Here is a 14,327-nt window from a genome sequence, read left to right as displayed (position 1 = left end):
TATCTTCTCTGCTACTCTTATTTTTCCATTGTCTAATAAGTCAATGGTTTCTCTTACCGCTTCTTTGTATTTATTTTCTTTTAAAAGCTCTCTGTTTTCCCATGCTTCTAAAATAAGTTTTTTAAGCTCTTCCATCTAAACCTGGTCAACCAAACTGTATAAAACTACAGCTTGGGTTGGGGAATTTGTATTCCGCCATTTCAGACACTTCCGACCCCAACAGGCGGTATTTTGGAAGTGTCATAGTCCATATACCAAGCACAGGAACTAACCTATTAGCCACTGCTGTCCAATCCTTTGAAATTATAACACGTTTCAAAGGAGAAAAATCTCTGTAAGATTTTTCAAGACAGCAGAAGGCTAAAGCTATGGAAAGAACTTGCCAGCTTTTATGTCTGCTTGTAGGCAGACCCCTCACCAGTTCCTTCCGTTGGTTGACAGTTTGTTGGGAAGCTGTCTTGCTCTTTCCACTTTCTAAACGTGAGACGTGAGATGTGAAAAGTGAGACGTGGTTTTGTAATGTTTTTAGGTTTTTTCTTAGTTTTGCTAATTTGCTTTTAATTTTATTTCTCTTATATTCGTTTTTTTCTTCTTTTAGCTTTTGTTTTAGTTTTTTAATATTATCTTCAATTCTTGCTATAGTGTATGATAGAAAATCAGAATCATTTAAAAGTTCTTTGTAATTCTTAGGCAGTTTTTCTTTATATCCCAATCCTCTTTTACCTTTTTGTAGTGTAAAAGCCAATGCTAAATGAAATGGATATGCGTTTACATCTATGCCTATTATTCCATTGTCTTTTTTGATTGTGATATGTGGCAGTTTCTCTTCAACAGATATAAAAGCATATACATTGCCGTTTTTTATTTTCAGATTAACTGAGTATGGAAACCATTCTCCATATCTGTATGCATTTTCAAGCATAAACATAAACTCTATCCATTTATCATTTTTTCTTTCAACACTTCTAATTACTTTTGCGTAGATATACTGTCTATCTCCTGTGTTTATTCTTAAATACAATTCATCATTTATCCACTGAAATCTTAAATTCAGATTTCCTTGTTTTGTTTTATCTCCTCTTGAATACAAATTCCCTTGTCTGCTTTCCTTCCATTTTGTTTTTAACTGTTTTCTTCTTTTACCTGTTAAATGGTTTTTCTTTAATTGCTCAAATAATTTCCTTGAGCCAAAGATAAGCTTTTTTGGATTTTGTTCCCTCTCTTTGCATGATGTAATCATTGATTGTGCTAAGAATATAGCATCGTCTGAGTATCTTGTATTTATGCTGAATAGTTTTGATAAATGCTTTTTCAAATCTTTTCTTTTTTCACCTTCTAACAATCTTTGATAAGCATATCTCATAGCAGATGAAAATTTACGCATTAAATCTAATACAATCTCTTTATCTTGCTTATTTTGGAATTCAAGTTGACATTGGAGTGTTATCATTTCTCAATCTCTACTGCTTTAAACTTTTTTACAAAAAATAGCAACTGTTGTTAACCTCCCGTGATTAAATATTGGAGTTTATTATATCAAAAATGTACTATAGAGACTGTTTCAAAAATCAATGTTGTCGTTCTGAAGTCGGCGAAGAATCTCTTGTTTTTTCAAATCAAAAAATCAAAAAATATGTTCCTTGGGCTTACAGCCTAAAGATAACAAAGAAAGTAAAATAGTAGTGGGGCAATTCATGAATTACATGCACACATCTACATTAACAACTGTCTTATTTGTCATTCCACACAGTCGGCGAAGAGTCTTTTATTTTTAATCTCATAGCTTTTATTGAATTTCTCATCCGACGTATATCATTCAATATGATCTGCATCAATTAACTTATTGCAACATACTATGCAACAGTTTTAATGTATGCAACATTTTTTGCAACATCTCAGTCAAAGCTTATTTCATAATTAATATTATTTTTACAAATACTTAATGTGATTGGCATGAAAATTTATATAAGTATTTTTGAAAATTTTTTAAGGAGGTGTTGAACATGGCAATTTTATCAAAGTTGCACGAGTTAATGTCGTTGCCCGGAGCAGTTGCAGCAGGAGAGTTTTCTGAAGATGGAAGACTTTTATCCTACACTGGGGACATTTCAGAAAAAGCTGCAGAAATAGCTGCATTGATGGCTGCAGCTAACAGAGCTATAGGAAACATGCAAGCAAAAGGTTGGAGCGCATATACAGGTAAAGAAGGATTTTATCCTGTTCAAGGTTTTGCAGTAGCAGCCGGAAAATATGCTGCATGCATCATGGGAAATGTCGGAGTTTTTGTTGAGCTTTCAAAAGCTGACTTTGACAAAACTTTTGAAGTTTTAAGCAAGTATGTTTAATTAGGAGGTGGGTAAAATGGCAGACTTAAAAAAATTAATGTCAATCAAAGGTGTTTTTGCAGCAGGTGAATTTAATCCAGATGGCACACTTGTAGCTTACGAAGGGGATATAACTGAAGAAGAGGCAGCAATGGCAGCTACAATGTGTGCAGCAAACAACGCAATGGCAAGAATGCAAACAGATGGATACACTGCATTTTCTGGCCAAGAATGGACTCCATTACATGGCTGGGCATTGACAGGTCCTAAATATTCAGTCTGTGTTGCAGGTAATGTTGGTGTATTCGTTAAAAACGATGAAGTTTCATTTAATGAAGTTTTTAGAGCTCTTCTTTCTAAGTAATTAATTAACTCAAGCCGGGAGTTTCTCCCGGCTAAAAAATCAAAGGAGTAGAAAAATGGCAAAATTCTTATCTGAAGAATGGATACAATTATACAAAGATGAATGGAACAAAAATGATAAGCTTGTTAATGATTTGAAAGGGTTTACTGCGTCTATAAAGTATTTTATAGAAGGAAAGGAAGATGAGGCTGTTGAACTTATAGTTGAAAATGGAGTTGCAAAATCCGCCGGAAAAGCTGATAATAAAAAATATGATTTTGAGATGTGGGCAACATACGATAACTGGAAAATTTTAGCCAAAGGTGAAATGGGGCCAAAGGCTGCAATGCTTACTAAAAAATTAAAATTTAAAGGCTCTATGATTACAGCCATGAAATATATGGGACCCTTTGAAGAAAGCTTAAGAATGATGGGCAGAGTCCCTACAGAGTGGTGATGATGGATTTAGACTTGCTTAACAATCTATCAACCGGTGTAATATTTGTTGATAAAAATAAAGAGATAAAATACGTAAACAAAACTGCAAAAGATATTTTGAATATAAAAGAAGGTCAATCATGTAAAAATTTAAAAATGTTTGATATCTGTAAAAAATGTCCAATAGATTATTATAATAAACATTCAACATTCCCGGAATTTGAAGATTTTAATATAACTTTAAGCTGTTGTTCTAAAAAAGTTTGTTATAGTTTTAAACCTGTATTTGAAAATGGAGAGTTTGCAGGAATAATTGAAGAGATTAGAGACTCAACAAAAGTTAATCAGTATATAGAAATCATAAAAAAAGAAAAAGAATTTAGTCATTTAATCTTAGATTCTGTAATTGATGCTATTGTGGTTGTTGATAATCAAGGGAAAATAATAAATTACAATCAAAACGCAAAAAATCTATTATGTAGAGAAGTAGATATTAAAGGAATGAATTTAAGTTTGCTTATAAAAAAAGATTTAAAAGAGCTTCCTTCTTCAAGAGAAGACATTATAATTGAGACGCCTGCATACGGTAAGATAAAAGTTTCAGCTGTATTTACAAGGTTAAAAAGTGGGGAGGGGAGCATATTTTCATTCTATGTCGTTCCGGATTGTATGCTTTCGCAAGAAGCTGCAAGCAATAAATCCAGACTTATCACTAAAAGTAGTTTAATGGTTTATGTTTTAGATATTGCTAAAACTGTCGCTGATACAACTGCAAACGTTTTATTGGAAGGAGAATCCGGAACCGGTAAAAATGTTCTTGCAAAGTATATTCATAATCAGTCTTCAAGAAGAGATAAGCCTTTTGTAAAGATAAACTGTGCTGCAATACCTGATAATTTATTAGAAAGTGAACTTTTTGGATATGTTAAAGGTGCCTTTACGGGGGCAGTAAAAGACAAGCCGGGAAAAGTAGAGCTTGCTGATGGTGGAACTTTATTTTTAGATGAAATAGGAGAGTTGCCTACATATCTACAATCAAAACTTTTACATCTAATTCAAGAAAAAGAATTTGAAAGACTTGGAGATACAAAAACTAAAAAGGTTGATGTTAGAATCATAGCTGCAACAAACAAAGACCTAAGCCAGCTTGTGAAGGAAGGTAAATTTAGAGAAGATCTGTATTACAGGTTGAAAGTAATTTCAATAAAAGTTCCGGCATTAAGAGAAAGAAAGGAAGATATTCCGTTTTTGATAAATTATTTCATAGATTTATATTCGAAGCAGTACAACAAACATATAAAAGGTATATCTCCGGAAGCAGTAAGGCTACTTCTTAATTATGACTATCCGGGTAATATAAGAGAGTTAGAAAATATTATTGAACGGGCTGTAATTTTAGCAAAAGGGAAGTTTATAGAAGTATCGGATCTTCCAGACGAGATAGTTTATAACACGAAGATTTTAACGCAAAATGATCTTGATGAAGAGATTGATGAAAAACAAAAGATATTAAGAGTATTAGAAAGTGTAAATTGGAACAAAAGTAAAGCTGCAAAAATTTTGAATATAGATAGAGTTACTTTATGGAGAAAATTAAAAAAGTACGGGTTAGTTTAATCAAATTTTAACTTTTACAGTTTTATTTTCATAGTTTCTAAAAACTATATAATCCTCATTTTTTTCAATTATATAATTTGGAAGGACAGGGACTTTACCAAGTCCACCTAAAAGGTCAACGGCAAAGGTTGGTATTCCAAGTCCTGACAATCTTCCTCTTAAATACTCCATAATTTCTAAACCGACTTCTAAAGGAGTTCTAAAATGATAAACTCCTTTTGTTGGGTCGCATTGAAAAAGATAGTATGGTTTTATTTTTACTTTAAGTAAATCTCTCATAAGATTTTCTATTGTTTCTTTACTATCGTTGATTCCTTTTAGTAAAACGGTTTGATTTAAAACAGGTGTTCCTGTTGATAGAATGTTTTTTACAGCCTTCTTTGTTTCTGATGTTATTTCATTTGGATGGTTAAAATGTGTAATAAGCCAAACTTTATCGTATTTTTCAAAGAGTTGTAATAGTTTTTCATCGTAGAATCTATAAGGATTTACAACAAGCTCTCTGCTTCCGATTCTTATAACATCAATATGCGATATCTCATAAAGATTTTTGAGAATATATTCTATCTTTTTATTTGGGAGGGTTAGGGGGTCACCGCCGGATATCAAGACTTCTTTTATAGATTTATTATTTCTTATGTATTCAAACATGGCATCGTATTCTTCTTTTGTCCTTGCTCTTTCATCTTCTAAGAACATTCTCTTTCTCATACAGTGTCTGCAGTAAACACTACAAAAGTTTGTAGCTCTAAATAAAACTCTGTCAGGGTATCTATGGGTTAAACCGGGTACAGGAGATTTAACATCTTCTAAAAATGGGTCTAAAAAAGCTCCTTCTTGATATTTTTCATCTATCTCTTTTATGTCCGGTAGAATTTGCTTTAATATTGGGTCGTTCTCATCATTTGGATTGATTAGCGATATATAATAAGGAGTGGTTCCAAAGTGAAATATTTCAGATATTTTCAAGAAATCTTCTTCGTTTTTAATCGGTATTATTTGTTTTAACTCATTTAAAGAAGTAATTCTATTAGCTATTTGCCACTTCCAGTCTTGCCACTGCTCATTTGAGATATCTTTATAAAGATGTATCTTTTGCCAGAAATTTTCTTCTAAATTTTGCAACTTTGCTCCGTTTTAGAGGTATTTATAAAAAGTTTATTTTATCATAGGTTAAGTCTGAATAATCTCATTTTTTTGATTTTTACTTTTGATAAAATAAAGAGCTATAAGAAATTAAGTATCTAAATGATAGATTTAGGAAAAATTTTTAATATCAGGAGTTTTATAAATGAATGTTTTGCTTATAGGTGATGTAATCGGTAGAACCGGCAGGAGGGCCGTTAAGTCAGTTCTCCCTAAATTGATTGAAGAACTAAACATTGACTTTGTTGTTTTAAACGGTGAAAATTTAGCACATGGAAACGGCATTACAAAATCAGTTTTTCAGGAGATGATAGAAGTTAAGGTTGATGTTATCACATCAGGAAATCATACCTTTGATAAAAAGGAAGTTTATGAAATTATTGACGATGAAAGACTTTTAAGACCTGCAAATTTACCACCATCTGCACCGGGAAAAGGATTTAATGTATTTGAAAAAAATGGCTATAAAGTAGCCATTATAAACCTAATGGGTAGAGCTTTTATGGGAATGGTCTTAGATTGTCCGTTTAGAAAGTTTGATGAAATTTATGAGATTATTAAAGGGAAGGTAGATTACGTTATCGTAGATTTTCATGCTGAAGCAACATCAGAAAAACAAGCATTTGGCTATTATGTAGATTCAAGAGCTGATATAGTTTTTGGAACCCATACCCATGTACCAACAGCAGATGAAAGATTTTTACCCGGTGGTACCGCTTTTATATCCGATGTAGGAATGACAGGAGCTTTAGACTCTGTTATTGGCGTAAGGAAAGATGAAATCATAAAAAAGTTTATCTCAGGAATTCCACAAAAGTATGAACCTGCTGAAGGTCAGTTTATTTTTAATTCACTTTATGTTAATCTTAAAGATAGGAATTTAAAGAGAATACAGATAAAGGAATAGTTGGAAGAGAAAGAAAGAAAGAATTAATAATGTTTTATTATACTGGGTGAAAAATTAGTAATTTCATAGAATTTAAAAAGGAGATCCTTCGGACTTACGTCCTCAGGATGACAAGGAAAGGTTGACTGATAGGCATTATAGGAATGGAAACCTTATTTGTCATTCTGAGCGTAGCGAAGAATCTTATATTTTTATTGAATTTCTCAGCCGAAGTAAAAAGAATTAATAATGTTTTGTTATGAAAAGAATATCAAACGCTTTTAAGCTTTTTACCCAAGCAAAGAATAAAAATAAAGGTGATAATATGAATTATAAAAACTTTTTAGACTTACAACTTTCAGAAATAGGAATTGGGACATACTTAGGAAATCCTGACCCGATAACCAATGAAAGCTACAAAAATACTATCAAAAAAGGGATAGAGCTTGGCATAAATGTTGTAGATACTGCTATAAATTATAGAGATATGGAAAGCGAAAGAGTAATCTCAGAAGTATTGCAGGAAGTAGATAGAAGTAAAGTCATAATCTCCACAAAAGGCGGATACTTTCCAAGAGACAACAGGCTTAAAATTGACAACATTACAAAATACTTAAAAGAAGAATTTATAGACAAAGGCATTATTACAAAAGATGATATCACACCATACGGCAATATACTTTCTCCAAAATATATAGATTGGTCGTTTGAAAAAAGCTTAGAAAACCTAAAAACAAATTATATTGACGTTTATTTTCTTCACAACCCAGAAGACCAGCTACAGATTGTTTCAAGAGAAAAGTTCTATCAAAAAATATGGACAGTTTTTAGATTGTTGGAAGGAAAGGTTAAAGAAGGTAAGTTAAGATATTATGGTCTTGCAACATGGAACGGCTTTAGAGTAGAAGAAAGTCATCCACAACATTTAAATCTGTATGAAATTTTCAAGATAGCAAAAGAAGTTGGCGGAGAAAACCATCATTTTAGATTCATTCAGCTGCCATACAATATTGCAATGCTTGAAGCATTTAAACTAAAAAACCAGCCTTATGAAGGAAGATATTACTCAACCTTAGAGCTTGCCAATAAGCTTGGAATTTACACATACATTAGTGCTCCGTTGCTCCAAAAAAGAGTTTTAAGAAATTTCCCGGAAAATGTAAAAGAGATGTTTAAAGTAAAAAAGGATGTTCATATTCCTATTCAATTTGTAAGAAGTACCCCATACGTTGGAACTGTTTTAATTGGTATGAGTAAAGTAGAGCATCTATTGGAAAATATAGAGATAGAAAATTATCCAAAGCTTGAAGAAAGCGAAATTTTAAATATTATCGAGAAGTGAGACGTAAGACGTGAAACGTGAGATGTGAGACGTGATATAAATATTGAGAATGTTCCAAATTTTAACTAAGTCTAAAAATTAAGTCGTCATTCTGCAGCCGGTGAAGAATCTCCTGCTTTTCTTTTCAATTCAAAAAATCAAAAGAGAAGATCCTTCAGACTTACATCCTCAGGATGACAAGAAAAAGGCAAACTTACAAGAATTTTGGAACACTCTCACCGATTAACTTAAAAAAGAAAAAAATCAAACAGTATTTGATTTTTATAAAAAATATGTTTAAATATATGAATGTAAATTTTTACAGAGGTGGCAGCTATGGAATTTTTCTATCTTAAAGTGTTTAGATACGACCCAACAAAAAACGCAGAACCATATTACAAAACTTACAAACTCCCGGTAGAAAAAGGAATGACGCTACTGGCAGCACTCTTCAAAGCTAAAGAAGAACAAGACCCGTCGATCTCTTTCAGATATAACTGTAGAGCTGCAATCTGTGGTTCTTGTGCAGTAAAAATAAACGGACATGCGAACTTAGCCTGCAAAGTCCAAATTACACATCTATTAGAAAAATATAATACAGATACTATAATCGTAGAGCCAGCAGGAAATATTAGAGTATTAAAAGACCTTGTATATGATATGGACTGGGTAGTTGATAAATTAAAAAGAATTAAGCCTTGGTTTATACCAAAAGAACCTCCACCTGCAGATGGTAAAGAATACAGACAAGACCCATTTGACCATCAGAAAATAGATTATGCCTCTGATTGTATTTTATGTAATTCTTGTATGTCAGATTGTAATGCTCTTAAAGTTAATAAAGATTTCTTAGGACCAATGGTAATATCGAAAGCATACAGATTTATTGCAGATTCAAGAGATGGGGCAAAGAGAGAAAGACTTGAAGAAGTATTAAAAGATTTCAATCTTGAATGGTGCGTTAGATGTATGGAATGTACAACAAGATGTCCTAAGGAAGTTCAACCGTACGAAAATATCATAAGAACAAGAATCATTGCAGCAGAAGAGGGCTTTAAATCACCGGGAGAAATCCATGCTGAGATTTTTGAAAATGATATATATAACAGAGGTCTTTTAAACGAAATGCTTCTTCCAATGAGACAAGAAGGATTGCTTGGTGCTGCAAAAAGAGCTCCATTTGGTCTTAGAATGTTCTTTAAAGGTAAAGTTAACATTGCAGACTTTTTCGGTGGTCATAAAGTAAAAAGACATGAAGAAGTTCAAAAGATCATGGATAAAGCAAGAGAGATGAAAGATAAAGTTAAGATAAAAATTATTCCGGACGTACATACTGTTTATGAAGACAAGAGAAAAAGCAAGAAGAAGGAGGTACAATCATGAAATATGCATTTTATACAGGATGTTCAGCTAAGGGTGTAGCTCCTGAACTTTATGACTCAACAAAGCTTGTTGCAGAAAAGCTTGGAATGGAATTAATAGAGCTTGAAGCTGCTACTTGCTGTGGAGCGGGTGCTGTTCAAGAAAAAGACGAATTTTTATCTCTTGTTATAAATGCAAGAAACTTGGCATTGGCAGAAGAGCTTGGACTTGATATGTTAACAATCTGTAACACATGCACATTAATGCTTAGAGAAGCAAAATTCAAATTAGACCATGACCCAGAAGTTAGAGCTGCAGTTAATGAAGTCTTAAAAGAATCCGGATTAGAATATAAAGGAACGATAGAAGTTACTCACTTTTTATGGGAAGTAATAGATGCGGTTGGTCTTGATAAAATTAAAGAAATGGTAGTAAGACCATTAAAAGAGTTTAAAATAGCTCCTTTCTATGGTTGCCACATCATAAGACCACCTTATTTAACAGGATACGAAGACCCAGACAACCCAACTTCTATAGAAAGATTGATAGAAGCTCTTGGTGGAACACCGGTAGACCATGATGCAAGACTTGCTTGCTGTGGATTCCACTCTTTTTGGTCTGCAGAAGACAAAGTTACATTAAGATTAACAGCAATGGATACGCAAGCAGCAAAAAAAGAAAAAGCCGACTTTATGGTAACACCTTGTCCATTATGCCATACGCAACTTGATGCTATGCAGCCGGAAGCAGAAGAAAAAATCGGAGTAAATATTGGAATGCCGGTTTTACACTTGCCACAGCTTATAGGTTTAGCAATAGGTTTAAAACCAAAAGAGCTTGGATTACATAAACACGTAATTTCAACAAAAGCAATCATTGAAAAAGTAGCATAGTAAATAGGTAAGAAAAGATTAGTAATTGTAGAGTGTAAATATAACTTTACCTTCAACCATCATCCTGAGGACTTTAGTCCGAAGGATCTCTTCTTTTAAGAAAATGAATAAGTGAAAGGTGAAAGGATTGAGACTTTTCGCATAGCTTTAGAATAACCGATCGAAAGGTTAATCAATTTTTAGACCTGGTTAAAATTTGGAGTGGTGCTTTACATTTCTATTGCATATATAAAAAATTATATTTATAATATATTCTAATATTCTAAATCGCAGGTGATTTTTATGGAATTAAAGGAAGGAACAAAAGAACTTGAAAAATGGCAAGATGAACAATTTTTAGAAGATACAGCCGAACTTCTTAAAGCTTTAGCTCATCCAGCAAGACTTAAAATTATCGGGTTTCTTGCAAGTGGAAAAAAATGCGTTAAACATATATGGGAAGCTTTAGATTTGCCACAACCAAACGTATCTCAACATCTTTCAGTATTGAGAAACAGAGGGATACTTGGATATAAGCGAGAAGGTTCAATTGTATGTTATTATATTAAAGACAAAAGAGTATTAGATTTATACAAAAATTTAACACAGGAGGACTGAAAGGATGGCTGGCAAAGTTATATCAGTGAACGAATCAAATTTTGAACAAGAAGTATTAAACTCGGATGTGCCTGTATTAGTAGACTTTTGGGCTCCATGGTGTGGTCCATGTAGATTAATAGCTCCAATCGTAGAAGAGCTTGCAGTAGAATTAGAAGGAAAGGCAAAGGTTGTAAAAGTAAACACAGATGAAAATCCTAACCTTGCAATGAGATACGGCATAAGAGCTATTCCAACAATCATGGTATTCAAAAACGGAAGAGTAGTTGATACAAAGGTTGGCGTACAGTCTAAGGAAGTTTTAAAAGCATTGCTTACATAAAGGAATTTAATGGTAGAAATACATCCAACAGCAATAGTTAGTAATAAAGCAAAGCTTGGGACCAACGTTAAGGTTGGTCCTTTTTCTATTATTGAGGATGTAGTAGAAATTGGCGATAATACAGTCATTCACTCATCTGTCAAAATTAGAAATTATACAAAAATAGGTTCAAACTGCGAAATCTTTGAAGGCTGTGTTATTGGAAACATTCCACAGCATCTTGGCTTTAAAGGTGAAATCTCTTATGTAGAAATCGGCAATAATACAGTTTTAAGAGAATACTGTACAGTACACAGAGGAACATCTTTTGATGATGGAATTACAAGAATCGGAAATAATACTTACTTGATGGCATACGTTCATATTGCTCATGATTGCAAAGTAGGAGACAATACAATCTTAGCTAACTGTGTTACATTAGCAGGACATGTAAAAATAGGAAACTATGTATTTGTAGGCGGACTAACACCGATACATCAATTTTGCAGAATTGGTGATTATGCTATGGTAGGCGGTGCATCTGCCGTAGATAAAGATATACCACCTTTTACAAGGGCGTCAAAAAATCATGTTTTATTGTATGGTTTAAATTTAGTTGGTTTAAAAAGAAGAGGATTTAGCTCAGAAACTATAAAACTTTTAAAAGAAGCATACAGAATATTATTTAGAACATCTCCAACTTTGGCAGAGGGTATAAAAGAAGTAGAAGAAAAACTTCCTAAGACTAAAGAAATTCAAATGCTTTTAGACTTTGTCAAAACAACAAAAAGAGGAATAGCCCCAGAAGCTTCAAAAAGGAAACTGCTTATATCTGACGAAGAATGAAAATCGGACTTATCGCAGGTAGTGGAGAACTTCCAAAAGCTTTTGCAAAATCAGCCTATCAAAACAACGAAGACCTAACCATCATAGCCATAAAATCCTCAGCAGATAAAGAGTTAGAACGCTACGGAAAAACTCATTGGTTTTCATTCACAGAAGCTCAAAAAATAATAGATTTTCTCAAAAAAGAAAACGTTCAAAACCTTGTTATGCTTGGGAAAATAGAGCATAGCTCTATACTTTTTCATTTTCATAAATTAGACCATCGGGCAAAAACATTTTTAAGTAAACTTAAAGACAAAAGAGCAAAATCTATACTCCATTCAATCATTCAAGAACTTGAATCAGAAGGATTTAAATTTATAGACCCAACACCTTATTTAAAAGAGTTGCTAATCCCGGAAGGTTTTTTGATAAATCCGGTTGATGATGCAGAAGTTTTAAAAGATGTAGAATTTGGAATAAAGATAGCAAAAGAGATCGCAGACCTTGATATTGGTCAAACTGTGGTTGTAAAAAATGGTGTTGTGATTGCTGTGGAAGGCGTGGAAGGAACTGATAAGTGTATTTTAAGAGGCGGAGAGTTTGGAGGAGAAAATACAGTAGTCTGTAAAACTGCACGTAGTAATCAAGATATGAGATACGACGTTCCGGTTATTGGCTCCAAAACTCTTGAAATTATGAAGAAAGCAAAAGCTAAGGTTTTGGCAATTGAGGCAAATAAAACATTTTTGTTAGAAAAAGAGAAGTTTATAAATAGAGCAAAGGAATATGGTATTACTGTGATGTCTGTTAAGGTTTAATAAGAATGTTTTAAAATTATTGCAAGTTTACATTTCATCATATCATTCTAAGGACCTTAAGCAGAAGAATTTTCTGTTTTAAGTATAGCAAGTAGAGGCAATTCATGAATTGTCCATGCAGTTAATGAGTGAGAAGTAAGGTAAAGGGATTCTTTTCGGCTGCAGAAAGGTATTAATAGCTTGTTCTTGTCATCCAGAAGCTGAAGGCTGAAGGGTCTCTTTTTTTAAGAGAGTTAAAGAATGAAAAGAGGAGATTTTTCGCTTAGCTCAAAAATGGCAAACTTAGACACGCAAAGAAAGGAAATTCTTCGCACGGTTGCAGAATGACTTATCAAATAAATTTTAGACTTAATTAAAATTTAGAACACTCTAAAGTTTTTTAATTGGAATCTTTCAAAGATTGGCTTTACTTACTCAATTCAACATTTTTAGAGATTAGAAAATTTAAAAATTGACAAATATAATAACAGTTTAGAAAAACCTAATCTAAGAAATATCTAATACTTGCAATTCCATAAACGCCTGTATCAAGCACAGATTGAACGTTGAACTTATTTATACCACCAAGAGCATAAACAGGTAAAGGTAATTTATTTACTATTTCCCTTAACTTTTCTACTCCAATTGGTGGTGCTTTACCTTCTACCTGGAAAATCGGAGAAATAAAAACATAATCTGCCCCATCTTGATAAGCCTGTAATCCGCATTCCAAAGAATGACAAGACTTGCCAACTATCAAATTAGGAAATTTTTTCTTTATTGGCTCTATCGGAAGTCCATTTTCTGGAAGATGTACACCGTCAAGATTTAGAAGTAAAGCAATATCAAGTCTACTATTGATTATTATCTTTGCATCATAGCCTTCGGCAATCTTTAAAACATCTTCCGTAAGCTTAAAAAGTTCATTATCCGGAAGGTCTTTTTCTCTGATTTGAAGCAATCTAATGCCTTTATCTAAAACTTCTTTTATTGTATCGAGAAAAGGTTTTTTAAACTTTTTTCTGTCTGTAATAAAATAAAATCTATGAAGCATTAGTCTCTATCTAAGTACACAAAAATTCCAAACAGCATAATAGCAAAAACAACCATTCCAAGAATTACTATTGGAAACCAAGTTCCAACGTCCATAGTATTAACCCCCCGTATCAGATTAATACTATTCTAACATACTAACCGCCAATGCTGGTCATAACTCTTACACAGTCTGAAAAAGCATAATTTGATTTTTGAATGTTTAGATTTGAAATTTCCTTAGCTATCAAAACTTTTCTTAAAAACTCATCTAAATCTTCATCAGTTCCATATCTTAATATTTCTTTAACCGACAGTTCTTCATCTGTTCTCAAGCAAAGTTTTATTTTTCCTTCTGCTGTGAGTCTTAATTTAGAGCATCCATCACAGAAAGGATTTGAGATAGGAGTAATAAAACCAACCTTCACACCTAATTTTGGTA

Annotated in this window: 15 protein-coding genes and 2 pseudogenes; 12 read left to right on the top strand and 5 right to left on the bottom strand. The window is 32.8% G+C overall.

From position 1 onward, the window contains the following. Together SULYE_RS07975 and SULYE_RS01140 are read right to left on the bottom strand one after the other, a co-directional pair. Window positions 1–135 (bottom strand): annotated as a pseudogene (locus SULYE_RS07975) (2,3,4,5-tetrahydropyridine-2,6-dicarboxylate N-succinyltransferase); the annotation flags it as partial. Window positions 136–145: 10 nt separating this feature from the next. Beyond that, complete coding sequence (locus SULYE_RS01140) at window positions 146–1,450, bottom strand: transposase (protein ID WP_007545662.1); 1,305 nt, start codon at window positions 1,448–1,450, stop codon at window positions 146–148. 553 nt (window positions 1,451–2,003) lie between these two features. Here SULYE_RS01140 and SULYE_RS01135 point away from each other — a divergent pair. The 4 genes from SULYE_RS01135 to SULYE_RS01120 are packed head-to-tail and all read left to right on the top strand — an operon-like array spanning window position 2,004 to window position 4,722. Then, a complete protein-coding gene (locus SULYE_RS01135) occupies window positions 2,004–2,345 on the top strand; it encodes a DUF2173 family protein (RefSeq protein WP_007545660.1) in 342 nt (113 codons plus the stop codon). A gap of 16 nt (window positions 2,346–2,361) precedes the next feature. Beyond that, entirely contained in the window at window positions 2,362–2,688 is a 327-nt protein-coding gene (locus tag SULYE_RS01130; protein WP_007545659.1) for a DUF2173 family protein, read from the top strand. A 55-nt stretch (window positions 2,689–2,743) separates the two neighbouring features. Next, entirely contained in the window at window positions 2,744–3,124 is a 381-nt protein-coding gene (locus tag SULYE_RS01125) for an SCP2 sterol-binding domain-containing protein (RefSeq protein WP_007545658.1), read from the top strand. After that, entirely contained in the window at window positions 3,124–4,722 is a 1,599-nt protein-coding gene (locus tag SULYE_RS01120; protein WP_232178524.1) for a sigma 54-interacting transcriptional regulator, read from the top strand. Before SULYE_RS01125 ends, SULYE_RS01120 begins: the two co-directional genes overlap by 1 nt. On the opposite strand, the gene SULYE_RS01115 is transcribed toward SULYE_RS01120, so the two are convergent. Further along, window positions 4,723–5,847 (bottom strand): KamA family radical SAM protein, encoded by a 1,125-nt coding sequence (locus tag SULYE_RS01115; RefSeq protein WP_007545656.1) that lies wholly within the window; start codon window positions 5,845–5,847, stop codon window positions 4,723–4,725. A 166-nt stretch (window positions 5,848–6,013) separates the two neighbouring features. Here SULYE_RS01115 and SULYE_RS01110 point away from each other — a divergent pair, with 166 nt between their 5' ends. The 8 genes from SULYE_RS01110 to SULYE_RS01075 all read left to right on the top strand — a co-directional run bounded on the left by SULYE_RS01110 (window position 6,014) and on the right by SULYE_RS01075 (window position 12,874). After that, entirely contained in the window at window positions 6,014–6,775 is a 762-nt protein-coding gene (locus SULYE_RS01110) for a TIGR00282 family metallophosphoesterase (protein ID WP_007545655.1), read from the top strand. 304 nt (window positions 6,776–7,079) lie between these two features. After that, the gene (locus tag SULYE_RS01105; protein ID WP_043989015.1) at window positions 7,080–8,096 is read left to right on the top strand and encodes an aldo/keto reductase; all 1,017 of its coding nucleotides are present in this window, start codon (window positions 7,080–7,082) and stop codon (window positions 8,094–8,096) included. Between the two features lie 315 nt (window positions 8,097–8,411). Then, window positions 8,412–9,458: a succinate dehydrogenase/fumarate reductase iron-sulfur subunit gene (locus tag SULYE_RS01100; RefSeq protein WP_007545652.1), complete on the top strand. Its 1,047-nt coding sequence runs from the start codon at window positions 8,412–8,414 to the stop codon at window positions 9,456–9,458. After that, window positions 9,455–10,330, top strand: a complete 876-nt coding sequence (locus tag SULYE_RS01095) for a CoB--CoM heterodisulfide reductase iron-sulfur subunit B family protein (RefSeq protein ID WP_007545651.1) — start codon at window positions 9,455–9,457, stop codon at window positions 10,328–10,330. Before SULYE_RS01100 ends, SULYE_RS01095 begins: the two co-directional genes overlap by 4 nt. A gap of 282 nt (window positions 10,331–10,612) precedes the next feature. Beyond that, on the top strand, window positions 10,613–10,927 hold the full coding sequence (locus SULYE_RS01090; RefSeq protein ID WP_007545650.1) for an ArsR/SmtB family transcription factor: 315 nt from the start codon (window positions 10,613–10,615) through the stop codon (window positions 10,925–10,927). A 4-nt stretch (window positions 10,928–10,931) separates the two neighbouring features. Beyond that, a complete protein-coding gene (gene trxA, locus SULYE_RS01085; protein ID WP_007545649.1) occupies window positions 10,932–11,249 on the top strand; it encodes a thioredoxin in 318 nt (105 codons plus the stop codon). A 9-nt stretch (window positions 11,250–11,258) separates the two neighbouring features. Continuing rightward, complete coding sequence (gene lpxA / locus SULYE_RS01080) at window positions 11,259–12,074, top strand: acyl-ACP--UDP-N-acetylglucosamine O-acyltransferase (protein WP_007545648.1); 816 nt, start codon at window positions 11,259–11,261, stop codon at window positions 12,072–12,074. Then, on the top strand, window positions 12,071–12,874 hold the full coding sequence (locus SULYE_RS01075; protein ID WP_007545647.1) for an LpxI family protein: 804 nt from the start codon (window positions 12,071–12,073) through the stop codon (window positions 12,872–12,874). The genes lpxA and SULYE_RS01075 overlap by 4 nt, the downstream gene beginning before the upstream one ends. A 481-nt stretch (window positions 12,875–13,355) precedes the next feature. Here the strand turns inward: SULYE_RS01075 and SULYE_RS01070 are convergent, their stop codons facing one another. Together SULYE_RS01070 and SULYE_RS01065 are read right to left on the bottom strand one after the other, a co-directional pair. After that, entirely contained in the window at window positions 13,356–13,907 is a 552-nt protein-coding gene (locus SULYE_RS01070; RefSeq protein ID WP_007545646.1) for a thiamine phosphate synthase, read from the bottom strand. 136 nt (window positions 13,908–14,043) lie between these two features. Beyond that, window positions 14,044–14,327: pseudogene (locus SULYE_RS01065) on the bottom strand (GTP 3',8-cyclase MoaA); the annotation flags it as partial.

The organism is Sulfurihydrogenibium yellowstonense SS-5 (genome assembly GCF_000173615.1).
Lineage (GTDB): Bacteria > Aquificota > Aquificia > Aquificales > Hydrogenothermaceae > Sulfurihydrogenibium > Sulfurihydrogenibium yellowstonense.
Note: the sequence above shows the minus strand (reverse complement) of the source record. Positions and strands in the feature narration are given on the sequence as shown.